Annotated in this window: 28 protein-coding genes; 5 read left to right on the top strand and 23 right to left on the bottom strand. The window is 29.3% G+C overall.

Features of this window, described 5'->3' with window-relative positions; translation table 11 throughout:
* Positions 1-684 precede the first annotated feature (684 nt).
* The 4 genes from OREMA_RS0102170 to OREMA_RS0102185 all read right to left on the bottom strand — a co-directional run bounded on the left by OREMA_RS0102170 (position 685) and on the right by OREMA_RS0102185 (position 4,583).
* On the bottom strand, positions 685-1,977 hold the full coding sequence (locus tag OREMA_RS0102170; RefSeq protein ID WP_018247650.1) for a PTS sugar transporter subunit IIC: 1,293 nt from the start codon (positions 1,975-1,977) through the stop codon (positions 685-687).
* A gap of 74 nt (positions 1,978-2,051) precedes the next feature.
* Positions 2,052-2,351 carry a PTS sugar transporter subunit IIB gene (locus OREMA_RS0102175; RefSeq protein WP_018247651.1) on the bottom strand — a complete coding sequence of 100 codons (300 nt, stop codon included), beginning with the start codon at positions 2,349-2,351 and terminating at the stop codon, positions 2,052-2,054.
* A gap of 14 nt (positions 2,352-2,365) precedes the next feature.
* On the bottom strand, positions 2,366-3,085 hold the full coding sequence (locus tag OREMA_RS0102180; protein ID WP_018247652.1) for a GntR family transcriptional regulator: 720 nt from the start codon (positions 3,083-3,085) through the stop codon (positions 2,366-2,368).
* 346 nt (positions 3,086-3,431) lie between these two features.
* Positions 3,432-4,583 carry a YkvI family membrane protein gene (locus OREMA_RS0102185; RefSeq protein WP_018247653.1) on the bottom strand — a complete coding sequence of 384 codons (1,152 nt, stop codon included), beginning with the start codon at positions 4,581-4,583 and terminating at the stop codon, positions 3,432-3,434.
* 391 nt (positions 4,584-4,974) lie between these two features.
* On the opposite strand from OREMA_RS0102185, the gene OREMA_RS0102190 reads away from it, so the two are divergent.
* Positions 4,975-5,397, top strand: coding sequence for an Hsp20 family protein (locus tag OREMA_RS0102190; RefSeq protein WP_018247654.1), 423 nt, complete (start codon positions 4,975-4,977; stop codon positions 5,395-5,397).
* A gap of 155 nt (positions 5,398-5,552) precedes the next feature.
* On the opposite strand, the gene OREMA_RS0102195 is transcribed toward OREMA_RS0102190, so the two are convergent.
* Both OREMA_RS0102195 and OREMA_RS0102200 read right to left on the bottom strand, forming a co-directional pair.
* Complete coding sequence (locus tag OREMA_RS0102195) at positions 5,553-6,308, bottom strand: tetratricopeptide repeat protein (protein ID WP_018247655.1); 756 nt, start codon at positions 6,306-6,308, stop codon at positions 5,553-5,555.
* 35 nt (positions 6,309-6,343) lie between these two features.
* Complete coding sequence (locus OREMA_RS0102200) at positions 6,344-6,784, bottom strand: S-ribosylhomocysteine lyase (RefSeq protein WP_018247656.1); 441 nt, start codon at positions 6,782-6,784, stop codon at positions 6,344-6,346.
* 225 nt (positions 6,785-7,009) lie between these two features.
* On the opposite strand from OREMA_RS0102200, the gene OREMA_RS0102205 reads away from it, so the two are divergent.
* Entirely contained in the window at positions 7,010-7,300 is a 291-nt protein-coding gene (locus OREMA_RS0102205; RefSeq protein WP_018247657.1) for a hypothetical protein, read from the top strand.
* Positions 7,301-7,330: 30 nt separating this feature from the next.
* Here OREMA_RS0102205 and OREMA_RS0102210 read toward each other — a convergent pair whose 3' ends face one another.
* The 8 genes from OREMA_RS0102210 to sigG all read right to left on the bottom strand — a co-directional run bounded on the left by OREMA_RS0102210 (position 7,331) and on the right by sigG (position 13,610).
* Complete coding sequence (locus OREMA_RS0102210; protein WP_018247658.1) at positions 7,331-8,110, bottom strand: nucleotidyltransferase domain-containing protein; 780 nt, start codon at positions 8,108-8,110, stop codon at positions 7,331-7,333.
* 33 nt (positions 8,111-8,143) lie between these two features.
* Positions 8,144-8,794 (bottom strand): hypothetical protein, encoded by a 651-nt coding sequence (locus OREMA_RS0102215; RefSeq protein WP_018247659.1) that lies wholly within the window; start codon positions 8,792-8,794, stop codon positions 8,144-8,146.
* Positions 8,795-8,963: 169 nt separating this feature from the next.
* Positions 8,964-9,416 (bottom strand): transcriptional regulator NrdR, encoded by a 453-nt coding sequence (gene nrdR, locus OREMA_RS0102220; protein ID WP_018247660.1) that lies wholly within the window; start codon positions 9,414-9,416, stop codon positions 8,964-8,966.
* Positions 9,417-9,585: 169 nt separating this feature from the next.
* A complete protein-coding gene (locus tag OREMA_RS0102225; RefSeq protein ID WP_018247563.1) occupies positions 9,586-10,656 on the bottom strand; it encodes an IS30 family transposase in 1,071 nt (356 codons plus the stop codon).
* A gap of 175 nt (positions 10,657-10,831) precedes the next feature.
* Positions 10,832-10,975 (bottom strand): hypothetical protein, encoded by a 144-nt coding sequence (locus OREMA_RS18770; protein WP_018247661.1) that lies wholly within the window; start codon positions 10,973-10,975, stop codon positions 10,832-10,834.
* Between the two features lie 611 nt (positions 10,976-11,586).
* Positions 11,587-11,856, bottom strand: a complete 270-nt coding sequence (locus tag OREMA_RS0102235) for a YlmC/YmxH family sporulation protein (protein WP_026188887.1) — start codon at positions 11,854-11,856, stop codon at positions 11,587-11,589.
* A 243-nt stretch (positions 11,857-12,099) separates the two neighbouring features.
* Positions 12,100-12,819: a stage II sporulation protein R gene (spoIIR, locus tag OREMA_RS0102240; protein ID WP_018247663.1), complete on the bottom strand. Its 720-nt coding sequence runs from the start codon at positions 12,817-12,819 to the stop codon at positions 12,100-12,102.
* 11 nt (positions 12,820-12,830) lie between these two features.
* Positions 12,831-13,610, bottom strand: coding sequence for an RNA polymerase sporulation sigma factor SigG (sigG, locus tag OREMA_RS0102245; RefSeq protein ID WP_018247664.1), 780 nt, complete (start codon positions 13,608-13,610; stop codon positions 12,831-12,833).
* Between the two features lie 181 nt (positions 13,611-13,791).
* Between sigG and OREMA_RS0102250 the strand changes: the two genes are divergently transcribed.
* From OREMA_RS0102250 to OREMA_RS17035, 3 genes are all read left to right on the top strand, one after another.
* Positions 13,792-14,328 (top strand): LysM peptidoglycan-binding domain-containing protein, encoded by a 537-nt coding sequence (locus tag OREMA_RS0102250; RefSeq protein WP_018247665.1) that lies wholly within the window; start codon positions 13,792-13,794, stop codon positions 14,326-14,328.
* Between the two features lie 305 nt (positions 14,329-14,633).
* Entirely contained in the window at positions 14,634-15,038 is a 405-nt protein-coding gene (locus OREMA_RS0102255) for a helix-turn-helix domain-containing protein (RefSeq protein WP_018247666.1), read from the top strand.
* Positions 15,028-15,375 carry a hypothetical protein gene (locus tag OREMA_RS17035; protein ID WP_018247667.1) on the top strand — a complete coding sequence of 116 codons (348 nt, stop codon included), beginning with the start codon at positions 15,028-15,030 and terminating at the stop codon, positions 15,373-15,375. The genes OREMA_RS0102255 and OREMA_RS17035 overlap by 11 nt, the downstream gene beginning before the upstream one ends.
* 92 nt (positions 15,376-15,467) lie before the next feature.
* On the opposite strand, the gene cobC is transcribed toward OREMA_RS17035, so the two are convergent.
* The 9 genes from cobC to OREMA_RS0102305 form a co-directional block, all read right to left on the bottom strand.
* The gene (cobC, locus tag OREMA_RS0102265) at positions 15,468-16,076 is read right to left on the bottom strand and encodes an alpha-ribazole phosphatase (RefSeq protein ID WP_018247668.1); all 609 of its coding nucleotides are present in this window, start codon (positions 16,074-16,076) and stop codon (positions 15,468-15,470) included.
* Positions 16,077-16,209: 133 nt separating this feature from the next.
* Positions 16,210-17,271: a threonine-phosphate decarboxylase CobD gene (cobD, locus tag OREMA_RS0102270; RefSeq protein WP_018247669.1), complete on the bottom strand. Its 1,062-nt coding sequence runs from the start codon at positions 17,269-17,271 to the stop codon at positions 16,210-16,212.
* Positions 17,272-17,275: 4 nt separating this feature from the next.
* Positions 17,276-18,154, bottom strand: coding sequence for a GHMP family kinase ATP-binding protein (locus OREMA_RS0102275; RefSeq protein WP_018247670.1), 879 nt, complete (start codon positions 18,152-18,154; stop codon positions 17,276-17,278).
* Positions 18,155-18,332: 178 nt separating this feature from the next.
* On the bottom strand, positions 18,333-19,067 hold the full coding sequence (gene cobS / locus OREMA_RS0102280; RefSeq protein WP_018247671.1) for an adenosylcobinamide-GDP ribazoletransferase: 735 nt from the start codon (positions 19,065-19,067) through the stop codon (positions 18,333-18,335).
* Positions 19,067-19,669 carry a cob(I)yrinic acid a,c-diamide adenosyltransferase gene (gene cobO / locus OREMA_RS0102285; RefSeq protein WP_018247672.1) on the bottom strand — a complete coding sequence of 201 codons (603 nt, stop codon included), beginning with the start codon at positions 19,667-19,669 and terminating at the stop codon, positions 19,067-19,069. Before cobO ends, cobS begins: the two co-directional genes overlap by 1 nt.
* 96 nt (positions 19,670-19,765) lie before the next feature.
* Complete coding sequence (locus tag OREMA_RS0102290) at positions 19,766-20,266, bottom strand: hypothetical protein (RefSeq protein WP_018247673.1); 501 nt, start codon at positions 20,264-20,266, stop codon at positions 19,766-19,768.
* 170 nt (positions 20,267-20,436) lie between these two features.
* Positions 20,437-21,819, bottom strand: a complete 1,383-nt coding sequence (locus tag OREMA_RS0102295) for a cobyrinate a,c-diamide synthase (RefSeq protein WP_018247674.1) — start codon at positions 21,817-21,819, stop codon at positions 20,437-20,439.
* Positions 21,820-22,051: 232 nt separating this feature from the next.
* The gene (gene cbiB, locus OREMA_RS0102300; protein ID WP_018247675.1) at positions 22,052-23,005 is read right to left on the bottom strand and encodes an adenosylcobinamide-phosphate synthase CbiB; all 954 of its coding nucleotides are present in this window, start codon (positions 23,003-23,005) and stop codon (positions 22,052-22,054) included.
* Positions 23,006-23,179: 174 nt separating this feature from the next.
* Positions 23,180-24,700 (bottom strand): cobyric acid synthase, encoded by a 1,521-nt coding sequence (locus OREMA_RS0102305; protein ID WP_018247676.1) that lies wholly within the window; start codon positions 24,698-24,700, stop codon positions 23,180-23,182.
* Position 24,701: the final 1 nt, after the last annotated feature.

Below are 24,701 nucleotides of genomic sequence, written 5' to 3' on the forward strand. Positions count from 1 at the left end.
AATCTTATAATATTAATCAATCACTTATATTGTATCCATAAACATTAGTATCATTTATAAAATTAACTATTGTGTAAATAGGATGCTGTTAACTAAAAAACTCCTACCTTAACTATCCTTATAAAAATATCTAACTTATCTAAGTTATAGTAGGGAGATATAGTTTTTATCATATTATATCACTATCAAATGAGTAGTGATTTCTTATGTTCTTATATAAATAAACTATAAAAATATACTAATTAGTACAAATATATGTTGCTAATTCTAATAAGCCTAAATCTTATAAAATTATAATCTTATCAAATTTAAGGCGACTATATATTGAGGAGTTTAGGTATTGCGGTCTATACCACCTTATTCTAAAAATAAACAACTCCCCTAATAGTAGTTGTTTAATTATAAACTTATTCACCTTAAATCTTATGAATAAAGAGATAATAGAATTAAACCTGAACGTTTATAAACTCTTTATTAATTATAGTATAACAAAAGTAAACTTCTATTTCAAGTTCTAATTTCAATTACTTTTAAAATAAATTTTTTATAATATAATTCCAAATATAAGTAGATTTTATTAAATAATCATTTTTATCTTCATAATTTCATATAACAAAGAAACTTAATTTAAAAATCAACTATTAATGAAAAAATCACCGCCTTATCTTAGACATAATAATTCTTCTAATGAAGTTTCTTCTGTTTATTTATAAGATAATTTTCATACTTTTTGAAAAAAGGATAATAAAGTATTCCAGACAAAAATATCAAAAATATTACTAATATAACTGATTTCCAATCCAAAGTAGATAAAAAAGCTCCTAAAGGTGCAGGCATTATCCACGGAACCCTAACAAAGTTCTTCTGTACAAAACCATGACTTATAACAAAATATGCTACTACCCCAATAATAGGTTGTACAAAGACAAAAGGCAAAAACATAATCTTATTTAAAACTAATGGAGAAGCAAAGATAAGAGACTCATCAACATTAAATAAACTTTGAATCAAACTAATTTTCCCTATCTTTTTTAACTGTTTTGAAGAACTCCTCCAGCACAAAAAAGATAAGGCTAAAGTAGCACCAGACCCACCAATTAGCATATAGAAATTTAAAAATTGAATTGTAAATATTCTGCTCATCTCTTGTCCTGATAGATACAAAGCAATGTTAACCATCCAATTATACTCTAATATCGGCCTTAAAAAGGCACCAACTGTAATAACACCATGGATCCCAGTAAACCATAATAATTGTACTAACATCCCAAAAAAGAAAACACCTATAGGAGTATCAACCATTTTAACTATAGGATTGAAAAATCCACTAATCACTTCAGGTATTGATATTCCTATCATACTATGAAATCCCAGATCTAAGAAATAAAAAATCAAAACAGAAGATAAAAATGGAACTAAAGATGTAAAAATCTTTATAGTAGCTGGTGGTATATCAATGCTTGTACTTAATTCAACTTCAAAACTCTCTACTTTCTTTATGATCTCTACTGTCAAAATAGCTATTATAATTGCTGTAAATAAACTTTCTCCATTTAAACTATCTATTCTCAATAAATTACCATCAAAATTAACAGATACTAATAGAAAATTTATTATAGCAACTTTAGCAATAAATATTTCCTTTAATTTATACTCTTTTGCTAAATTATAGCTAACAGCTGATACTAAGAAAACACCATAAAATCCTATACTAACCTTAAACAACTTCATAATAACTTCACTATTTGCATTTGACCACTTTTTCCACAATAATAAAAATTTAAAAAGAAAATCGTTATCTATATCAAGATTAAATGGAGGATATCTTAAAATTATTGCAATACTTCCTATAAAAGTGACAGGAATAGTACTTAAAAGTCCATTCCTTACAGCTTTAATATGTCTTTGATTAGATAACTTAGCCATAAAAGGAACTAAAGAATTTTGTAGCCAATTAAATAATTTATCAAAATTCATTATAATGTTATTCCCCTTTTTAATTTAACTATTTATAAAACTTTTTAGCTTTATAGAGTAGCAACTATAAAAAATTATAATAAACTTAAACCATAATCTAATATACTACTTCCATTAAGCATACCATAATCTATAGCATCAATTATACCCAAAGAGATATTATTTTGGGCAGCTAATTTCTTACACCTTTCTTTCTGATATCCTACTTGTGGCCCTAACAAAACTATATCGTATTTATGAACTATATCTTGAAATACATCAATAGCATTTGCATCTATGCTAATCTCTAAACCTCTTTTTCTAGCCGCTTTATTCATCTTTTCTACAATTAAACTACTACTCATTCCAGCAGCACATACTATTAAAATTTTCATTCTTAGCCCCCTTACTAAATAGATAATGTAGTATGAATACTATAGTTATCGCCTCGATAGAAGTTTAGACTAAATTCTACTGGAGTAGTACTCGAATAAGTAACTCTTGTATTACGCAGAATTGGTTGATCTACACTCCCTCCTAAAAGTTCAGCCATCTCCTCATCTGACAATATAGCCTCAACCTCCTGATTCGCTATCGTTGGCTTATATCCTGCTTTACTTAAGGTTTTATAAATAGAGCCTTTAGAAAGATCAATATCTAATAACTCTGGACAGATATGATAAGGAACATAAGATTTTTCATATCCTATAGGTTCATTGTCAGCCAAGCGTAATCTAGCAGTTAAAATCACTCTATCTCCCTCTTCAATACCTAAACGTTTAGCTATCTCATAAGTAGCCAAAAATATCTTATGCTCTAAAACCTTGCTAGAAGGTTTCATTCCTTTCATTTCAATATGCTCATTAAACCCTATCAAACCAGGGAAAGTATCTAATTTTTTTTCAGAAACAAAAGTCCCTTGACCTCTCCTTCTCTCTAAGATACCTTCTTGTACTAAATTGCTAATAGCTTTTCTAATAGTCATTCTACTTAGATTAATCTCTTCACTAAACTGTCTTTCCGATGGAATCTTGTCACCAGATTTATATTCTCCTCTTTCTATCTTCTCCCTAATTATATTCTCTAATTGATAATATAAAGGAATTGGACTATTCTCATTTAATCTCATATTATCCCTCCTAATTCTTTGACTATAATTCATTAATAAGCTAAAAATTTATAAAACAGTCGGTTTAAGGTGTATAGGTCTATACCTGCCTTTGTAAAAAAATACACAATTTAATTATAACAAGTATAATATAAAATATCAATATACTCTAATATTTTATAATCATAATTTATTACTATAAATATAAAATTATTGATCTACTCAAGTAGATATATTAAAATATGTATTTAAAACTTTAATTAATTTAACTAATCCATTCTTTTCTCTTGATTAGAATAACAACTTTTATTTCAAATAACTCTTTTCTCACTAAAATACTTTATTTAAGCCAAATTTCAAGTCTAGATTAAGCTTTCTTGATGTAACTTTTAACCATTCCAAAGCTTAAGCCTCCTAATAAAAAGAATCCAGCATATCCAACGGCAGGATAAAGAATACGTACCAAAGTAGTAAAACCAAATTGACTAGCTATTAAAGCGACTATACTAGTAATAATTACATATACTTTATATTCAGAACCATCTGGATCAGTTAATCTAGCTACAAAACCATAAAGATTACCTACAGCCGTAGTATAAATTTCGGCTATTAAGATTGCACTGTAGACAATCTGCACCCAAGGAGCAAAGCTTCCTGCAACATAAACCATAGGAACCTCAAATTTGGCTGCAGTAGGTAAATTCAAAACCAATGCAAATAAGATTGACATAGCTCCAATCCCTAGAGCTACTCCTCCAAATATAGATCCCCATTTCAACCTAGACTTCTCTTTAACCTCTTTTCCTAAAGGGGCTAATACAGCCACTGCTATAACCAGATTATATGAAGCATAATTAATAGCAGATAAAATCCAATTTGGAACTGGTGGCTTTCCAGCAACAACTTGCTCTAAAGCACTAAACTCAAAGGGAAGTTTTGAAAGAATGGTCATAATTGTTACCGCAAATACTCCCGTTAATAATAGTGGAACTACAAAGCTAATAGCAGAAATAACACCACTAATCCCTAATAATGTTGTTAGCAGAGAAGTGACAGCCATAATTATATTTCCCCATAAAGCAGGAATAGCAAATTGTTCTTCAAATATTGCTCCTGAACCTGCAATCATAGCAGTCAAAGCACCAAATAAAAAGAAGGTAATTACTATATCTATTAATGCACCTAGCCATTTTCCGGCTGCATATTTTATAACCTGCAAGTGAGATTTTGCTTGATATTCTAGTCCTAAGCTTAAAATTATGTAACCATATATCACAAATAATAAAGTGGCTAATAATAAACCTATAAAACCTCCAAATCCATAGTAGCCAAAAAACTGTAACACTTCCTGCCCTGAGGCAAATCCAGCTCCGACCACTGTTCCAATGTATGTAGCTGCTATCCGAAAAGTAGATAAAGCAACTTTATTATCTCCTTTATTTCCACCCTGACCTATATTCTTAACCTCTTCTTTTCTTCCTAAAATATCTTTTAAATCAATTTTATTTTTTAGATTCAAAAAAACCACCTCTCTTAAACTAGTTTAATAAATTTAGAGGTGATTTATTCTTCAATAAATTAATTTTATATTTCTTTTATTATAATTCAAGCCATAGGTTTAAACCTGTGATTCATAGAAAATACTTTATTCTTTTATATTGTATATAGCCTATTATATCTAACTAAGATATACCTTCAAAAATGGTTTTAATTTTAAGTATAGCATGGATTTCTTTAAATAACTCTATCCTTCAAATTCTTTAAACAACAGAGTTAATCGCTAATAATTACTATTAATGATAAGCAATGAAAGTATTTAAGCATATGGGTAGTTTGAAAAATTACTACTCTCCTCCTATAATTATAAACACAAGATAAAGATAAATATTCCATTTGGAGGTGGATAGTATATGTTTGAACCCTTAAGTACAAGAAAAAAAGAGTTAACTAGTAACTTAAAATCCTTTTGGAATGAAACAAGCTTCTTTAATAATTCTATGGACATGGCAAATATAGGTTTTGAAACTGATATTAAGGAAGATAATAAAAAATATATTATCACAGCAAACTTACCTGGTTTAAATAAAGAAGATATTTCAATAGAGGCAGATAAAAATTACTTGACTATCTCCGCTAATAACGAAAGGTTAGTAAAAGAAGAAAGAAAACAAAATCATATCTACCGTGAAAGTCATATCAGTAATTATCAACGTAGCTTTTATATTAATAATACTATAACTAGTGAAATCACTGCAAAATTCGATAATGATATTTTAAAGATTAATATTCCAAAGAAAAACACTAGTACTAAATATAAAATTGATATCAATTAAAATTTAATATAACTCAAAAAATAAGGATAGGAATTATGCCTATCCTTAATACACAAACCTATAACATAAAGTGACTTCTTAGTTTCAAAGGAAGTCTTAGAGTCGCTTAGGTATTAATAAAAGACACAGCATTTCTGCTGTGTCTTTTATTAATTTTATTTTTTACTTTCAATCAATCTGCTAACACGATTTAAGTTAACCTTAGCTTTACTATAATTTGGATTAACTGCTAAAGCTTTTTGATAAGCTGCTTTAGCATTATCTAATTGACCAATATTTTCATAAGAAATTCCTAGATTATTATATAAATATGGTAACGATGGTTTTAATTTAGTTGCTTGCTTTAAAACAGGAATAGCTTGACTATACTGTCCACTTTGAATATAAGCAAGACCCAAATTATTTAAAGCATAATAGTTATTTGGAGCAAACTCTACTGCTTTTTTATAGTTAATTATTGCTTCTGATAAATTTCCTTGATTCATATATGCTCTACCTAATACATTGTAGGCATCATCTTGTCTACCATTAGCTACTATTGATTCTTTAAGAATATTTACCGCTTCATTCAACTTATCTTCTTTCAAATAGGTCCTAGCTAAATTAACCATAACCCGATAATGCTTAGGATTAATTTCATGAGCTTGTTTTAACTGAGTTTCGGCAAACTCCACTTTACCTAAACGATAATAAGTTAATCCTAAAATATAATGTGGGTACATTAAATCAGGATTTTCTGCAACAGCTTCTACCAATTGACCAACAGCAGCTTCGTAATTACCAGCTCTAAAGTAATTTAAACCTTTCTGATAAGGGCTCAGATTAGCTTCAGAGGATGCAAAAACACTTCCTGTTAATAACATAATTAAAATTGAAACAATTACTATTAAATTATAAGCTTTCTTCTTCATAAATATCACCTACTATTTCAATTTTTTATTCTTATCTATTTCATTTTGCTAACGAATTCTTCTAATTTAGCTTTAGCTAATTTGGGTTGATGTAATCTATAGTTACCACATTGAATCTCATTCATAGCTGGAACTTCTTCAACCTCGCTTGCAGCTTTAAAACTTTCTACTATTTTGGCTTTAATTTCTTCTAAATCTCTCTTCCCAAAAACAGTCAAATAAAATCCTGTCAGACAGCCCATAGGTGATAAATCAATTACACCTTCAATAATATCTCTAATCTTATCTGCTAATAAGTGTTCCATAGAATGAATAATTCCCGGTTCTAAAAAATCTTCATTCGGCTGGCATACCCTAATGTCGTATTTGCTCACAACACCATAATCTTCATTCTCATATACTACTACCTCTCTAATATATGGTGCTGTTACTTTTCTATGGTCAAATTCAAAGCTTTCTACATTAGTCTTTTTCATAGTCAAATCCTCCTTTAAAGTATCTATAAAATATATTCAATTTAAAAATCAATTTCCCTGCAAATATACTAAAACTACTTTAGTTATTTTTAATTCTTTATAATTTTATCTTATAAGCAATTATCAAATTATCAAAATCAATTAAGTTTAATTCTTATTTATTCACGAATTAACATCTAGAAATAGGAAAAGATAATTAAAAAAGGGGGGATTATTATTTCTTACTTGGAAAAAATCAAAGAAAAAAATTCAGATGATTTCTGCTTTGAAGTCAGACATAAAGTTCTAGAAATACCACGCAACACATATATTAAGGCATTATCAAATTTTGAAAACCCATTTTCTGAAGAAGCAGCCCAACAACTAATCGAAGAATATCTAGACTGGAAAGATGATAATGGTTTACTAGGAATGATTAGAATCAATGAGATTAAAAAAGATAATCTAGTAGAATTAGATGCAGCTGTTAGATATGTAGTAAATTGTGAACCAAGCACATGCCAAGAATGCCAATAGCCCTGTCACTTATTTGCAGGGCCTCTTTTTTTATAAACTTAATCTCCAAATCTCCTCTAAGGATTTTTGAAACAGCTTATCTAAACAATTATAGTCAATTGGATCTTTACCCTCCACCTTTAGTACATATTCCTGATAATAATTTATCTGTGTTTCTAAAAAGTCATCAATAATATCTAATCTTAATATCTCTTTATTATACTTATCAGACTTTTTTTGAATTAATAATGAACTTATTTCCTCTAATAATAGTGAATTATTTAATTCAGAATTCATTAAATTATAAAAATTCATAACTGGGATCTTCTTCTTATTCTTTATATAACTGCAGGCTAAAAGAGGCATTATTATATAAAGATACTTTTTTAGATTAATTTTATTTTCTCCTAAATATTTTTTATAGTTTGCTTTAGCCATATTTAAATAATGATATAATAAAGCCTTAGGTGAAAAATAATCTCTACTTAACCTTCTTAGTCGATCTATTAAAGTTGAATTTTCTATATAAATACTTGATGAATGTAACCATTCTAAGATAGATGGATTAGATTTTCTAAATAATTTCAAAGTTTTCTGTAGATCCCAGCCATGTAAATCAATTGAATTATTTATTTGAAGATCTATATAATCTTCTTTCTCTTCTATACTTAAGTACCATTCTATAGGGTGAACATATATAAACCTAATATCATAATCACTAGTTTCAGATGAAAAACCCCAAGCTCTACTACCAGCTTCCACTGCATACAATATTCTAATATTATTCTCCTCTTCTATATCTCTTAATTTAGAAATAATTCGATTATACATATTAACTAACTCCAAACTATTACTGATTAGAAATCAAATTCTTCTTAACAATGCTCTTAGTTTATCCATTGAATCATAATGGCTCCACTGGTTAAAAGATGGATGAGGAATATCAGAAATAATCTCTTTTTCTTTAATAATGTCTTCTACTTCCTTAATTAAGTTTAAATAAGTTGAAGCAAATTTTCCACAAGGAACTAAGTATTCAATACTTGCTTCATTATTTAAAGTAATAGTTAACCTTTTCTTAAAGTTATCCAGCAAAATACTTTTAACACGATTCCAATCCTTATTCTTATGAAGCTTAGACTTATAATTCGTCCTCAACTTTTCTAAAATATTCACTACTCTCTCATCGCTATCACTTAAGTTATATGCTTTCAAACCACCAGCTTGCATAGGAGCAGAGGTAACATTTAAAATACTAAATTCCTGAAGATCATTATACTTATCATTATATTTGTCTACTTGACTGACAATCTTTCCGAAAGGATCTTTATACTCTTTTCCATAAATAAATTTGGTCATTTCAACACCTGAACTCCCAGCAACAGGATAACCATATTTCATTTCCTGAGTATGGGGTGATTCCAAGATAAATAAGACTTTGGAAGATGGGTTAATTACATCTTCAACTTTATATTCTTCTAAATATTGCTCTGTTATCTCTAATAAATTCGACATTATTATCCTCCAATTTCTTAGATCAATTCTTAATATCTAATAATATGCTTTTCTATATCTAAACTTTTTATCCTTCTTAACTTAAATTATTAATTATCTCAATAAAAACAGATATAATTCATAATAAAAAACGAGGATAATTCCTCGTTTGTCTCTGATACTTCTAAATTTAATTATCTAACAGCTTATCTAATTCCATTCTAAAGGTCTCAATATCTTTAAACTGTCTATACACTGAAGCAAATCGAACATAAGCTATTTCATCCAATTTACTTAAATATTCCATAACTATCTCTCCTATAACAGTGCTCTCTACTTCATCTTCCATCTGATTTCTAATCTTCTGCTCTACTGAATTAACTATTCCTTCTAGCTGATCTCGAGATATTGATCTTTTTTCACAAGACTTTAATAAACCATTTAAAATCTTATTACGATCAAATCTTTCTCGACTTCCATCACGCTTAATTATCATAATAGGTAACTCATCTATTCGTTCATAAGTTGTAAACCTCTTAGCACACTCTAAACATTCTCTTCTACGTCTAATGGTTGTATTCTCTTCTGTTGCTCTAGAATCAACTACCTTACTTTCAAGATATGTACAATATGGGCATCTCATAATCTTCATCCTTCCTTCTAAATTTCAAGAAAAACATATACAATATATTGTATACATTGACATAATACCATACTGTATATGAGATGTCCAACTTTTTTAGGATTATTTCTGAATATATAAATTGCAATATAAAATGCACGGTTTTTTATTACTCAATACCTCATAAATTTTAAGCTGCCTTTAACTGTTCTTCAAATATATAATTTGCATTCTTAAACCCAAACATTTTTCGTGGATAATTATTTATCCATCGCTCAATTCTTTTAACTTCATTTCTGCTAATATTCTTAAAGCTACTTCCTTTTGGTAAAAACCTTCTAATCATTTTATTTAAATTCTCATTACTACCTCTTTGCCAAGAACAATAAGCATCAGCATAATATTGACTAGTTCTTGAGATATCACTTCCTGTAAAGGAAGTTTCTATCCCTTCATAATCATAGAATTCTTTACCATTATCTGTAGTTATAGTTTTAAATAAGTCTCTAAATTTTCTAACTCCTATTCTTCTTTCTACGCGATCTAATCCTTTTATTACAGATTCTTGAGTCTTATTAGGTATTAGTTCTATTATTTCTTTGCGACTATATCTCTCTGTTAAAACTAATAAAAAGGGCTCATCTTTACCTTTCCTACCCTCTACTAAGTCCATTTCCCAATGACCTATTTCTGACCTTTTATCAGCTTCCTTAGGCCTATCTGATATCTTTCTTCCCTCTTTTCTCCTTTTTGTTGATTCTTTTTCTTTCTGTTTAGATTTATTAGTCTTTTTATATCTACCATAAACCAAATCTTCTCTATCTATAAACAGAATGCCTTTATCTATATAATTATATATCGTCTTCCAATGTATTTTAATTTCAAACCCATCATCCTCTTTAATCATCTCTGCAATTACCTCTGGAGAATAATTTCCTTTTATTTTTTCTTCTATGAATTCAGCTAATTGATGATCTTTTCCTATTTTAATCTTAGCTCCTTTAGCAGTCGCATTGTTATCATATAAGTTTTGAGCTATATCAGCATCGTATTCTATTCTTTTAGTGTAATCTGAATTTAATAATACAAGCTTTCCCCTTTCAATTTCTCGACTTATTGTCGTCCTATGCCTCCCTAACTCTCTTGCTATTGCTGTCTTCGATTTGTTTTGTATATTATATAAATGTTCTATTATCTTTCTCTCTTCCCACTTTAAATGTTTTCCTTTTCTACTTTTTGTGTTATAATTATTTTGGCACATATTTAATACCTCCAATGTTTGCTTTGGTCAGTTAACATTATATATGAGGTATTAATGTGTGTCATTTTTTATTTTTTGAACTATCCGTGCATTTAATTATACAATGCACCATTATTTCTGAATATATAAGTAATTTATTCCTTAATAAAAAGTATCTCTTAAGAGATACTTTTTATTAAGCCTTATCTTTAACTACCATTAATTTTATATTCCGATTTTGCTCATCTTCATTAATAGCATTTTCCATATTTTCAAGTTTGTCCAACTCATCAGTACTTAATTTAGCTAACCTATTACTAAACTTTTCTTTTAAAGACATAATTACCTCCTTTATTAAATACCAAAAATAAATCTAATTCTTTTTATATTATTTATGGTTTAATTAAAATGATATTTGCTTTTATTTTATCTAATTAATAAATCAATTATTCGCAGCTAAATAAAAAATATTGGATCTTTAACGATTTTTGTGAAAATACTATATCTAAATTATTTTAAAGATTATTTTTTACCACGAAGGCATACAGATATCCAGAAATTAATTCAAGAACATTTTAAAGAATAAATTCAATCTCTTGTTCTTTATTAGTGTCAATTAGCATTTGATTCATTGCTAAACTAATCTTTTTATCTTTTAACCTTTAGCCCCATTTCATCAGCCCAAGGCTACTTAATCAAGAAGTAAAATACCACTTCTTTCACAGCGCTGTGTTATCAGTGGCTAATTCTCTAGGTCTTTAAAAAAAACTTTCGCAATAAATTTGCTACTAGCCACTAGCTAATTACTATTTATGATAATTCCTGGTTTCAAAGTATTTTTTATATGATTTAATATTTGCTTTTTATGTTTTAATCAAGATCTTAAATTATTGTTAATCACAAAGTTCATTGTTGAAATAAAATCCCTTTTAAAAGGGATTTAACTAATAATTAAATTTCATTGTTTGTATTACTAATATTATTCACTCTATTTACATTAACTAATATTACATCTTCACCTATTCTACTTATTTCTTCCCAAGGTATGTATACATCATCACCTTTTAGAAAAAATTTGAATCCCTTATCTTCTTTTGGAACTGATATACCTTTGATTTTACCTTCTACTAAATCAATATCAATATCTGTTATAAGACCTAACCTTTGACCAGTATTAACATCAATAACTTCTTTAGCCCTTAAATCTGAAGTTTTAATAATAATCATCCCCTCCTAATCAATAATTCACAATTTAATTAATTGAACAAAATTTATAAATATAATATCTACTAAGAGTTAAGTTTTTAATATGATAGATTAGTTTATAAATATTATATGTATTAAAGATCAGTATGTTACTTATTTAAATAAAATTTTATTTAAATAAGTAACTATAACTTTATTAAGTTACAAGCAAATTCAAATTTTAATAGATAGTATTTAAATACTATCTATTAAAATATATTAATTAGATCCTGATTTATTATTTTCTTCAGCAGGAAATAACAACTTATTTAAATTTGGAAAAGAAGTCTCTAAAATATGAACTAATTTTAATTTGGACTTAACAAACTTAGGATTTTCTCTTATAAATTCTACGAACTTAAATTTAAATTCTATATCCATCTCTTTACTTACCAATTGTTTATTTTCAGCAGCTAATTCTTCTAATTCTTTTTTTGATGATTCATCCATAGAATCAACAAAACATAGTGGAGGAAATAATACACACCACCAATTTTCTCCATTACCTTCCCCTAATATTACTTTTAAAGCTTTATATTTACCAGACTCTAATGTTTCATTACCATAACTTCGCGTAGGAAAGTAGAAATTATTAAGCTTTAAATTAACATCATAGTCTTTATTATGTTCTAGTAATTTTTGGGTGATTATTTCTTTTATGTCTGGTAAGTGTTTTTTTACAATAGCTTCAGCTTGAAAAGGATTATCTAATGAAACAAAAAATTTAGATGAGTTTTTAATAATCACATCTCTAACTTCTCTTTTTATTTTTTGATCTTCTAATGAATTACTATTAGCAACAACATGTAATCTTAATAGTTGATCTTTAGTATAATTATTAAGACTTGTACTATCTAAAACAATAGTATGTTTCATTCCTACTATAAAGAACGTACTTATTATTATAACTACTAAGATTACAAATCTAACGCGTCTCATACTAATCCTCCTCAATCTTCCTTAACATACTTCTTTAAATTATCTAAAGCTGCTTTTTCTAATCTTGAGACCTGTGCTTGTGAGATACCTATATTCCCAGCTACCTCCATCTGAGTTTTGCCTTCATAAAATCTCAATACTAAAATCAATTTCTCTCTATTTTCTAACTTTCTTAATGCTTCTCTAACAGCAATGGCTTCAAGCCAGTTTTCATCTTCTTTCTTACTATCACTAATCTGGTCCATCACATATATTGGATCACCACCATCATGATAAATTGGCTCAAATAATGAAATGGGATCTTGAATAGCATCTAATGCATAAACTATATCTTCTCTAGATATACCCAATTCTTCAGCTATCTCATTTAAATTAGGTTCTTTAGACTTTTTATTCTCTAAACTTTCTTTCATTTGTAGAGCTTTATAAGCAGTATCGCGTAAAGAACGACTAACTCTAATTGGATTATTATCACGAAGATGACGTTTAATCTCTCCTATAATCATTGGAACAGCATAGGTAGAAAATTTAACATTTTTGCTTAAATCAAAATTATCAATAGCTTTCATTAAGCCGATACATCCTACCTGGAATAAATCATCAATTGGCTCACCTCGATTGTTAAAGCGTTGTAATACACTTAAAACTAATCTTAGATTACCTCCTACTATTGTATTTCTAGAACTATCATCTCCATTTTGCATTCTTTTAAATAACTTTCTCATCTCTTTATTAGATAAAACTGGCAGTTCTGAGGTGTTGACACCACAAATTTCTACTTTTTTTCCCATCTACTACCCTCCCACTTATTGCCAAGTTGAAGTTTTCATTAACAGTATTCTCACTAATAAAAAAATATATACATTTATTTATCTATCTTATTTTAATTTAAAAATTAATTAAGTATGTAACACCTTTATTCTAAACCGCATACTGTATATTAAAAATAATTGTATAGAAAGGAGGAATCTAATGCCTACTTCACTTGAAATTGCTGAAAAATTATTAAAAAATGAAAAAGCTAATCGAGCACTATACGGCCAGTTAATAGATTCTTTAGATGATCCAAGATATATTAGGCTAGCAGAAAATCTAGAGCTATTACAAAATAGGCAACTGAATATACTTAATAGATTAATTGCTGAATTAGAAGAAGATGTTCCACCACCACCACAAGATCGTTACTATGCCCAACATGTTTTACAACCTGGTGAAACACTTAATGTATTAGCTATTAAATACAATACAACTGTATCTAAAATAAGACAACTCAATCCAAATTTAGGGCCAAATCCTCAAGCTGGTCAGGTCATCACTTTACCAATTGAAATTCCAAAACCACCACCTGGACATATTAAATATTATGTACAACGTGGTGATAGCTTATACCTAATTGCTGATAGATATAATACAGATGTAGATACTTTAGTTAGGTTGAATAATATCGCTGACCCTGATGTAATATACCCTGGTAGAATTTTAATTATTCCTAGAACTTCAAGAGGATAATAGTTATCAATTACAAACTCAATTAGAATTAAAATTTAGACCATTTATAATCACAAACATTATAAAAAAATTTATGAAGCCCCACATTAACCTAATATAAAAAATTCATAAAATAAAATTAGTCTTATTTAATTTTATACTTAATAAAAGATGTCAATTTATGTAGAAAAAAATTATTATATCTATTAATAAGAACTTATTAGAAGGATTTTGTATAACTATAGGAGAATACAATAATTAAATCAAAAGACATATCTACTACTAAAAATATTATTACTTAATGGATTAATAGAGGTGGTGTTAATATGAATACTTTTAGAAACAGACTTGAAGAAGAAAGAAAGAAAAAAGGATTAACTCAAAGAGGTTTAGCGGTAGAATTAAATATTCCAGTTTCAGAAATTGCTTTTTATGAGTTAGGGGATAAAAAACCAAATTTAGATACATTAAATAAACTAGCTGACCTATTTGGGGTCTCAACAGACTATCTACTTGGTAGAAGTGACCAGCGTCAAAATATAAATCAACAAATTAAAGATGTACTCTCAAAAGACCCAGTTTTACATGAATTTTGGGAAGAAATATCAAGGCGGGAAGATTTACAACTTTTATTTAAGCAGACTCGTGATCTTGAACCAGATTCAATCTATAGGGTTATTGAAATAATAAAGACTATAGAAGATGAGGAGAGAATGAAGTATGGAGGTTAAGAATGACATCGATTCTTTTCTTGAGAATATTCAAGATACCTCCCATAAATTCTATGAATTAGCCAAAGCATATGATATTTATCCCAAGATAACTAAACTGAGTTCACAATTATGGGGCTTTGTCTATAAGTCTAGTTATGGAAATTACTATATTATTATCAATAAAAATCTTAGCTGTGAATTGCAAAAGAAAGTATTTATCCACGAAGTTAAACATATCCGTGATGATATGCCCAGCAAACCATATTTTATAGGTTTAAATATGCAATATTCATCCTTTGAAAAAAAAGCTGATCTATTTGCTTTAGATAAAATAAATTTACATCAAAAAAGATAGGAAGGAGTTTAAACTCCTTCCTATCTTTTTTGATGTACTTGGCAAATTTTAAATACTTTACAAAAAAATGCATCCTAAAAGATGAATAATAATTAGTCATGCAAATGGGCAGTAGAATTTAATAACTCCAAAATAATATCATCCTCATAAAAAGATAAAATATTAACTGCTGTATTAGATTGCATCAAACGCCATGATTTATCAAGGGGTAGTTCCAAAAAAGTACTTAATAGTATTTTATTGACCCCACCATGAGCAACTATTGCTATAGTCTCTTCTCTATGATTAGAAATAATCTCCTTTATCTTTTTAACTACTCTCTCTCTAACATCTTCTAAACTCTCTCCCTGAGGAGGTCTATTACTTGAACTTGATTGCCAATTTCTAAACTCATCTTCATATTCACTCATAATCTCATCAAAAGTAAGACCTTCCCAAACTCCAAAATTAATCTCCTGTAAGCTTGAATATGATTTAACTTCTAATCCATGCTCTTGACTTAATATCTGAGCTGTCTCATAGGCTCTACTTAAATTACTTGAATAAATTGCATCTATCTTCTCATCTGCTAATCCTTTGGCCAATTTTTCAGCCTGCTTACGACCTGCAGGATTTAATTCTATATCCTTATTTCCTTGAAAACGACCTGCTTTATTCCACTTTGTCTCTCCATGTCTAATCAAAATTAATTTTGTTCCCATTAGCTTTCCTCCTAAGTAATTTCAGATTATAGAATACAAAGCTCAAAATTCCTTTGAAGTAATGAATATATACTAATTAAAGTAACTAAAATTTAAAATATATTTAATAGAATTTATCAACATTTCTTAATTGTTATAGTATATCAAATAGCTTTGCTACAAGCTTAATATTATCTTCTCTACTCTTAACTGCTACCCTAATAAAATCTTCACCTAAATTACTATAATTATTACAATTTCGAATTAAGATTCCTTCCTTAGCTAATTTATCTTCTATTTCACTAGCCGAGTACTTAGCAGAACTAAGATCAATCAAAATATAATTAGCACTAGGATAATAAGCTTTGAGATCAGCCATTTCACTTAATTTATGATATAAAAAATCCTTTTCCTCTTTTATCATCTTTTTAGTTTCTAAAATATATTTTGTATCATTAATCACAGTTCTTCCTACTTTTTGTGCCAACGAATTAACATTCCAAGGATCTTTACTCTGCTCTAATTTACTAATCAATTTAGAGTTTGCTGCTCCATAACCCAAACGTAAACCAGGAATAGCAAAAAACTTAGTTAGAGAACGCAAAACTAATAAATTATTATACTCCTCAACTAAATCAATTACTGTAAGATCTTCTTCCAAAAAATCAATAAAAGCTTCATCAATAACTATAAAGCTATTATTCTTAATCCCATAATCTAAAATTTTAATTATCTCAGATCTAGTGATGAATTTAGCAGTGGGATTATTAGGATTACATAAAAAAAAGAGATCAACTTCAGCAATTTTCGGTAATAATTCAACTATATTTAATTCAAAATCTTCCTCTCTACGTAATTGGAACTCTTCCACCCTTCCACCTATACTTTCTACCGACAACCTATACTCTGAAAATGTAGGCGCTAATACCAGAGCATTTTTAGCTTTTAATACCTTGGCAATTAAATAAATTAACTCTACTGCCCCATTAGAAATTATTAAATTTCTCTCTTTTAAATTTAATTTATCAGCTAAAGCATACTTTAGTTCTAAAGAATTAGGCTCAGGGTAATTTTCAATTCCTGCTAAATTATCTTGAATTACTTTCTTAGCTGAAGATGGTAATCCAAGAAAGTTAATATTTGCACTAAAATCTATAATCTCTTCCTGCTTTAGTCCATATTCTTTAGCCGCTTTTATAATATTACCACCATGCATAATCTCATCCCTCTCTAACTACCTTATATCCCCCATTTATTATCTTCGTCTCCATTAAATAATTTAATCTTGGAAATTTATCTTTTATTTTAGCTAATACTCTTTTTTTACCAAAATCAGATCTTAATAATACTCCAATCAAGGTTCCACTATGGGCAATATTAACTCCTAAAATACCCCTATCTTGATTGCATAGCTTAATTAATTGATTTAAATAGGGCTTAGTTAAAATTTTCTGATTTGCTAAACTACTTATAATTGCTCCTCTAGCTAATAAATCTAAATTATTCTTTCTAATTCCTTCTTTAATCAACTCATAGGCTCTTTTCACATCTTCTTGCTTAGCTAATTTTAATTCAGATAAATCATGTCTAGAATTAAAATCTATAGTATTCACCTTGCCTCCAACATCAAAAATTAATAATGGTATAGCTTTAATAGCACCTAGATAAACTAGCTTTTTACCCTGCAAATGATCAAAAGCTACTATTCCCTTTAAAAAAGATGCATCTGTCGGTTCAATTCCTAAAGCTATTCTTCTTACTAATTCTAGATCAACCCTATTATCTGTAATAATTATTGTAGCTATAATTCCAGCAACAATATCAGCTGTGCTACTAGCCATTCCCTTAGCAGAGATTAATTTAGAATCTATACTGACATTCAAACCTAGATTCGCATTAAAATGCTCTAAAGTTTTCTCAATAGCTAATCTTGTCTTGACAAATTTTGGATCTATTCTTATTTCTGATAAACTCCTATTTAATCTAATCTTTACTGAACTATAAACATCTATTGGACAGCTGATATGAAAATTAACTCCATCTATTACCCCCTGTACTAACTCTCCACAAGTTCCTGGAACTTTAACTGTTACTTCCATAAGTTTACTCCTTACTGATATAAACAAACAGTGATGAATAACAAGTAACAGGTTACAAATTGAATTCTTTCTGCAATTTCCTAAAGCGACTCTTTATGATAAGCTTCATTAAAAAATTTGATGTTAATCCCTCTATTACTTACCGATCACTTGTTACTAAACTGTCACAATATATCTATTATAAAACAACCATCATGGTCAATATGGAAAAAACCTCAATCAATTCGTTAATCGCCCCATAATTATCACCGGTTAAACCATCTATTTTAACTATAATCATCTTAATAATTAAAATAGTTAATAACCAAGAAAACAAAAATATTATTAGCCCCTGTAAATCAAAAAGAAATATTCCTACTGCTAAAGTCCAGATTGTAGCTAATAAGAAATGTTTTAATTTTAGATATTGAGCATAAGTCTTACCCAATCCCCCTTTACGAGCAGAAGGGTAATACAAAGCAGCATAAACTATCGCCCAACGACTAATAGTTGGGAAATAGATCAAAACAGAATTTTTATAACTATTAGAAATCTCTACTAATAAACTAAACTTTAATAAAAATACAGAAATAAGTGCAATAACCCCAAAAGCCCCTACTCTACTATCACGCATAATCTCCAAGATTCTATCTTTGTTTTGCCCACTAAAAATACCATCACAAGTATCCATTAACCCGTCAAGATGAATTCCTCCTGTTAATAATATCATTCCTATAATCAATAAGCTATTTGTTATTAACGGGGCTAAATATAATTCTCCTAAATAATTAATTAAAACTAAACTCCCCCCTAATAAACTCCCAATTAGCGGGAAATAAAGCATACAACTCCCTAAATCTTTATTGTTATAATCTAATTCTTTCTTAATAGGAATCCTAGTAATAAATTGCAAGGCAATTAAAAAGCGATTCATTAATATTCAATCCCCCATCTACTCTTAATACCTTGCTCATAAGGATGCTTAATAGCCTTCATCTCTGTTACTAAATCAGCTCTTTCTAGAATTTCTTCTGGCATTCCTCTTCCAGTCAATATCAATTCAGTCTTATCACTTTTTAGCTTAATTAAATCTAAAATTTCTTCTACCTTTAATAAATCATAGCGCAATGCATTATTTATCTCATCTAAAATAACTAAATCTTTCTTACCTGCTCCTAAAACTTGTTTAGTATATTGATAAGCCCATTCTACAAACTTTAAATGAATCTTTTTATCCTTATCTTCTTCACCTTTAAAAAAACAATCGCCACAAGCAGTACACTTCATTAAACCTTGACGAATTCCAGCAGCATAAGGACACCCTTTTCCAAATTGTCTAATATTAAAATTAGATAATTGCTCAGTAGAAAATAATTCTCCACTATAAGTACTTCCCTTCATATATTGAATCATTTCTACCTCTAATCCATGACCAGCAGCCCTCAATCCAAGCCCCAAAGCAGCAGTAGTCTTTCCTTTACCAGTCCCAGTATAAACTTGTACCAACCCTTGAGTTAGCCTATCTTTTAGCTCCATCTTATCACTCCTCCAAATCACCTATTAATCTCTAAAATCAAATAGATACCACACTTCAATATGTACTTCTTTAAAATAACTTCTTCTCAGCCGATATCAAAACTTCATTCCAAGATTTGCTATATAGCCTGAAACTCCAAAAAGTGATACCTCCAATGAAAACTTTTCATATCCTATACCTATGCTTGGTATAACCGCTGGAAATGTTCCTAAATCATTCATATAAGAAGAGTACTTACCGTTTTCATCATCATAACCACTAATAATCCCATAGGTTAATTTACCATATAAGTTGAAATCTGATATTTCCTTATACTGATAAACTTTACCAGCATATATATACCATGTAGGTTGGAAATATGAATTCTGAAAATATGCTATACCATAAAGCTTAGAATTAGACTTATGGTATTCCAAACCTATCAAATCCTGTTTATTATTACGATCAGGATTTTGATTCCAATGATAGGTTGTCAGACTGGTCTGTAAAAAGAAATAACTTTCATTTTCAACCTCTTGAGCAGTTATAGGCGTGGAGTGAAATAAAAACATTACTAAAAATAGAATAAATAAAATCTTAATATTGCCTCTTATCATCTTATACACCATCCTTAAGCAATCAGATAAAATTAAATTTTCTCCGATTTATATTATTTTCCACGCCATATTATAACATATATCATCTCATTTTTGTAATTTTTAGAATAATTACATATAATTTAGTGGGCTTTAATAAATCATGGTATACTATTAATTTTAAATAAACACTAAATTATTATCTCTTTACTAATCGTCTTTATAATTTCCAAAAATCTTTTCACTATCTCTAAATTGCTTCCAAAATGTAAATGAACATAGCTAGCCAATAAATTCTGCTTAGCAAAGCCTTCATATCTCCCTTTCTTTCCTTTACCTCCATATAATTGATAAGCACTATTAACTTCTTTTAAAGCAATTAGTTTTGAATAATGAAATTCATGGCCTTTAACTGTTTCAGCTTCTTTTAATAATAAATTATCATTAACAGCTTTAGCCCTTACATAACCCATAGCCTGCAAACTATCCATCATTTCTATCTTTGCTGGTACTACCCCTACCATTGAATAACGATTAGCATTAAAACCTCTAATCTCTTCTGCTAAATACATCAGTCCTCCGCACTCAGCATATGTAGGTAATCCAGCTTTAACTTTTCGATAAATATCTTCTTTTATTCTATTATTCTCTGCTAACTGCTCCAAAAAACTCTCTGGAAATCCTCCTCCAATGTAAAGCCCATCAACTTCTGGTAATTTGTGATCTTTAAGTGGGCTAAAATATTTTAACTTAACTCCCAAATTCTCTAAAATATCTAGATTATCCTGATAATAAAAATTAAAAGCTTCATCATAAGCTACCCCTAAAGTTAAATTATACTCCTGACTTTGAATAAAAATCCTCTCTTCTTTAAACTCTAATTTTGGAGTACCCTCAGCTAAAGCTACTAAAGAATCTAAATCAATATAGCCTTCTATTAAGTCAGTTAGTCGGTTTACAAAAGCAACTAACTCTTTACTTTCAGTAATTGGTACTAAACCTAAATGCCTCTCTGTTAATTCTAAATTCTTTTGATAAGGTAAATAACCTAATACCTTCAAACCTAATTCCTCTTCAATTCTTTCTTGAATCATCTGATAGTGACCTTTACTACCTACATTATTTAAGATTACTCCAGCTACATGCAATTTAGGATCAAAGTTCATATAACCATAAGCCATCGCTACAGCACTTCTAGCCATCTTTCCAACATCCATTATTAAAATCACCGGTGCTTTTAAAATTTTAGCTATATGAGCCGTACTTCCATAATCATCTCTCCCCTTCTTTCCATCAAAAAGACCCATTACACCTTCGATCAAAGATATATCTGCACCTTTAGCAGCGTGAAGAAAGCATTCTTGTACTCCTGCTTCTCCTAAGAGATAACTATCTAAATTTCGTGAGGAGTTGCCTGTAACTAATTTATGAAAACCAGGATCAATATAATCAGGACCAACTTTATAAGGTTGTACATTATAACCTCTTTTCTTTAAAGCTCCCATCAATCCCATAGTCAAGGTTGTCTTTCCAACTCCACTTGCCGTTCCTGCTATTAATAATCTAGGATACATTCTTGACCCTCCCACTATTTTCTAATTTATAATGTATAATTAAGATCAAATTCAAAACCTTAACCTCTACTACAGACCTTTTATCTCATCTAAAAAAGAGGCTATATAAAAATTAGTCTTTTTATTAGAAGTGAGAGCATTCATAAGTATGAGCAATATTTTTCCTTACTCCTTAGTTAAAAGCAAGAAGCAAAAAATGGCACCTCAATTATCAATTATCAATTATCAATTATCAATTATCAATTATCAATTTAAATAGATAATAAACAATCAAAAATAACCCCACATTCCAATACATCAAACTAATTGTCTCTTTAATCTGTTCCTTATCAAATTCAACTTTAGATTCTCCTAAATAGGCTCGAAAACTTTCTCGACCATGATAATAATTTCTCCCACCCAAACGAATACCTAAAGCCCCAGCTACCGCTCCTTCTGGAAATCCAGCATTAGGGCTAGGATGTTTTTTAGCATCTCTAGCAATTATTCTTATAGCTCCTGTCCAATCAGATCTATTAATTAAGGCTGCTATTACAAATAAAAAAGCCGTAATCCTAGCTGGAATAAAATTAGCTATATCATCTATCCTTGCTGCTGCCCAACCAAAATAACGATACTTCTCATTCTTATATCCTAGCATAGAGTCTAAGGTATTAACGGCCTTATAAGCCATAACTAAAGGAGCTGCTCCAATGATAATATAAAAAAGAGGAGCAATTATTCCATCGCTAGTATTTTCTGCAATAGTTTCTATTGTAGCTCTAATAATCTCACCTTCATCTAAATTATCAGTATCACGACCTACAATCCAATCTAATCTGCTTCGAGCCAAATTTAAATTATCTGCTACAAGAAGATGATAAATATTCTTTCCTGCTTGACCCAATCCCTTGATAGCAATTGTAGTTGATAATAAAAATAGATTAACTATTAACCCTAAATGATAATTAATCTGATAAGCATAATCTATTATCCACTTAGTTACTAAATAGCTTCCTACTATTATAAATAGCACCAAAATTATACCTGATATTCTTTCGCTTAATTTATCTCTACAAAATCTACGTAAAATTCTTTCGAAAATAGATATTCCTCTTCCAATAATAATTACAGGATGGGGATAACAATTAGGATCTCCGATAACTATATCGATCAATACTGCCATAAGTAATAAGTAAAGATTCATTCTTTCACCTCAATCTCCAATTCTCTACTAATAAAAAATAAAGTTTAATTATAAGATAAGTATTACGACAGTTTTAGCTGCTAGCTATTGGCTACTAGCCATTGGCTTAGAGCTTATAAAAATAATAATAATAGCCAGAGGCTAGTAGCTAGTGGCTGATCGCAAAATATCCATTTAGCGATGTTTCATAGCAATAATTTCATATAATAATTCCATATTTAAATTATCTCGCACCAAATCAGCTAAATTATTATAAGCTTCTTCTCTTTCCTTTTCAGTTGAAATTTTTCCCTCTCTTAAAGGAGCTAATCCCTTCTCTCCCCTTAACTTATTAATAAAACTTCTTCTAAATTGCTGATTATCAAAGATACCATGCAAGTAAGTTCCCCAAACTCGTCCCTCTTCACTACAAGCTCCATCACTAACATTAACCTCTTGCTGAGATCGCTTAGTTATTCTAAAAAGTGGCTTAACCTTCTCCCCCAACTCTGTCCTTCCCATATGTATTTCATAAGCTTTTACAGAACTATCAGCAATCTCTAATAATTGCTTATTAATTAATTTGGCTTCTACTTGACTAGTTATCTTCTCCTCTTCTATAGTAGTCTCAATATCCAATAGTCCCAGAGCTTTAATCTCCTGCTTCTTACTTTCAATTCCATCTGGATCCTTAATTATACTTCCTAAGATCTGATAGCCACCACAGATACCAACAATAGTAGTTCCTGATTCAAAGCTTTTAATAATCTCTTTATCAAAATCAATCTGATACAAATAATCGAGATCATCAATCGTATTCTTAGTTCCAGGTATGATAATTACATCTGGATTTCCTAATTCAAACTTATCCTTCACATAACGAAGTCTAACTCCTGGCTCCTCTGCCAAAAGATCAAAATCGGTAAAATTGGAGATATGGGGTAAAGTAATCACTGCAATATCAACTTCATAATCTTTAGCACCTTGCACATACTCAGCAATTACATCCTCTTCTGGAATTTTGAACTCATTGAAATAAGGTATTACTCCTAAAACAGGCACTCCTGTCTCCTGCTCAATATATTCTATACCCGATTTTAATCGGCTAACTTCTCCTCGGAATTTATTGATAATAATAGCTTTGATTCTATTCTTCTCTTCTTCATTTAGTAACTCAAAAGTTCCAATAATATCAGCAAAAACACCACCTCGATCAATATCAGCTACTAATATTACAGGAGCAGCTGCCAATTTTGCTACCTTCATATTTACTAAATCAAAATCTCGTAAGTTTACCTCAGCAGGGCTTCCAGCTCCTTCAATAACCAAAACTTCATACTCTTCTTTCAATCTCTTTAAAGAATCTTTAATTGCTTTTAATCCTATTTCTTGCTCACTAAAATAATCTTTAGCCTTAATCTGAGTAGTTACTTTACCATGAATAATCAATTGAGCAATTGTATCCTCTTGTGGTTTTAAAAGAATTGGATTCATATCCACTGTTGCCTCTATCTTTGCAGCTTCAGCCTGCACAGCTTGAGCCCGACCAATCTCTCCTCCTTCTCTAGTCACATAAGAATTAAGAGCCATATTCTGTGATTTAAAAGGAGCTACCTTATATCCATCTTGATAAAAAATTCTACAAAATGCAGAGCTTAAAACACTCTTTCCTACATGGGAAGCTGTTCCTTGGATCATAATTGTTTTAGTCTCCATA

Source organism: Orenia marismortui DSM 5156 (genome assembly GCF_000379025.1).
GTDB lineage: Bacteria > Bacillota > Halanaerobiia > Halobacteroidales > Halobacteroidaceae > Orenia > Orenia marismortui.

Bases quoted from the DNA above. Each gene is read 5' to 3' on its own strand.
- OREMA_RS0102170 (WP_018247650.1), bottom strand. From the start codon at position 1,977: ATGAATTTTGATAAATTATTTAATTGGCTACAAAATTCTTTAGTTCCT.
- OREMA_RS0102175 (WP_018247651.1), bottom strand. From the start codon at position 2,351: ATGAAAATTTTAATAGTATGTGCTGCTGGAATGAGTAGTAGTTTAATT.
- OREMA_RS0102180 (WP_018247652.1), bottom strand. From the start codon at position 3,085: ATGAGATTAAATGAGAATAGTCCAATTCCTTTATATTATCAATTAGAG.
- OREMA_RS0102190 (WP_018247654.1), top strand. From the start codon at position 4,975: ATGTTTGAACCCTTAAGTACAAGAAAAAAAGAGTTAACTAGTAACTTA.
- OREMA_RS0102195 (WP_018247655.1), bottom strand. From the start codon at position 6,308: ATGAAGAAGAAAGCTTATAATTTAATAGTAATTGTTTCAATTTTAATT.
- OREMA_RS0102200 (WP_018247656.1), bottom strand. From the start codon at position 6,784: ATGAAAAAGACTAATGTAGAAAGCTTTGAATTTGACCATAGAAAAGTA.
- OREMA_RS0102210 (WP_018247658.1), bottom strand. From the start codon at position 8,110: ATGTATAATCGAATTATTTCTAAATTAAGAGATATAGAAGAGGAGAAT.
- OREMA_RS0102215 (WP_018247659.1), bottom strand. From the start codon at position 8,794: ATGTCGAATTTATTAGAGATAACAGAGCAATATTTAGAAGAATATAAA.
- nrdR (WP_018247660.1), bottom strand. From the start codon at position 9,416: ATGAGATGCCCATATTGTACATATCTTGAAAGTAAGGTAGTTGATTCT.
- OREMA_RS0102225 (WP_018247563.1), bottom strand. From the start codon at position 10,656: ATGTGCCAAAATAATTATAACACAAAAAGTAGAAAAGGAAAACATTTA.
- OREMA_RS18770 (WP_018247661.1), bottom strand. From the start codon at position 10,975: ATGTCTTTAAAAGAAAAGTTTAGTAATAGGTTAGCTAAATTAAGTACT.
- spoIIR (WP_018247663.1), bottom strand. From the start codon at position 12,819: ATGAGACGCGTTAGATTTGTAATCTTAGTAGTTATAATAATAAGTACG.
- sigG (WP_018247664.1), bottom strand. From the start codon at position 13,610: ATGGGAAAAAAAGTAGAAATTTGTGGTGTCAACACCTCAGAACTGCCA.
- OREMA_RS0102250 (WP_018247665.1), top strand. From the start codon at position 13,792: ATGCCTACTTCACTTGAAATTGCTGAAAAATTATTAAAAAATGAAAAA.
- OREMA_RS0102255 (WP_018247666.1), top strand. From the start codon at position 14,634: ATGAATACTTTTAGAAACAGACTTGAAGAAGAAAGAAAGAAAAAAGGA.
- OREMA_RS17035 (WP_018247667.1), top strand. From the start codon at position 15,028: ATGGAGGTTAAGAATGACATCGATTCTTTTCTTGAGAATATTCAAGAT.
- cobC (WP_018247668.1), bottom strand. From the start codon at position 16,076: ATGGGAACAAAATTAATTTTGATTAGACATGGAGAGACAAAGTGGAAT.
- cobD (WP_018247669.1), bottom strand. From the start codon at position 17,271: ATGCATGGTGGTAATATTATAAAAGCGGCTAAAGAATATGGACTAAAG.
- OREMA_RS0102275 (WP_018247670.1), bottom strand. From the start codon at position 18,154: ATGGAAGTAACAGTTAAAGTTCCAGGAACTTGTGGAGAGTTAGTACAG.
- cobS (WP_018247671.1), bottom strand. From the start codon at position 19,067: ATGAATCGCTTTTTAATTGCCTTGCAATTTATTACTAGGATTCCTATT.
- cobO (WP_018247672.1), bottom strand. From the start codon at position 19,669: ATGGAGCTAAAAGATAGGCTAACTCAAGGGTTGGTACAAGTTTATACT.
- OREMA_RS0102290 (WP_018247673.1), bottom strand. From the start codon at position 20,266: ATGATAAGAGGCAATATTAAGATTTTATTTATTCTATTTTTAGTAATG.
- OREMA_RS0102295 (WP_018247674.1), bottom strand. From the start codon at position 21,819: ATGTATCCTAGATTATTAATAGCAGGAACGGCAAGTGGAGTTGGAAAG.
- cbiB (WP_018247675.1), bottom strand. From the start codon at position 23,005: ATGAATCTTTACTTATTACTTATGGCAGTATTGATCGATATAGTTATC.
- OREMA_RS0102305 (WP_018247676.1), bottom strand. From the start codon at position 24,700: ATGGAGACTAAAACAATTATGATCCAAGGAACAGCTTCCCATGTAGGA.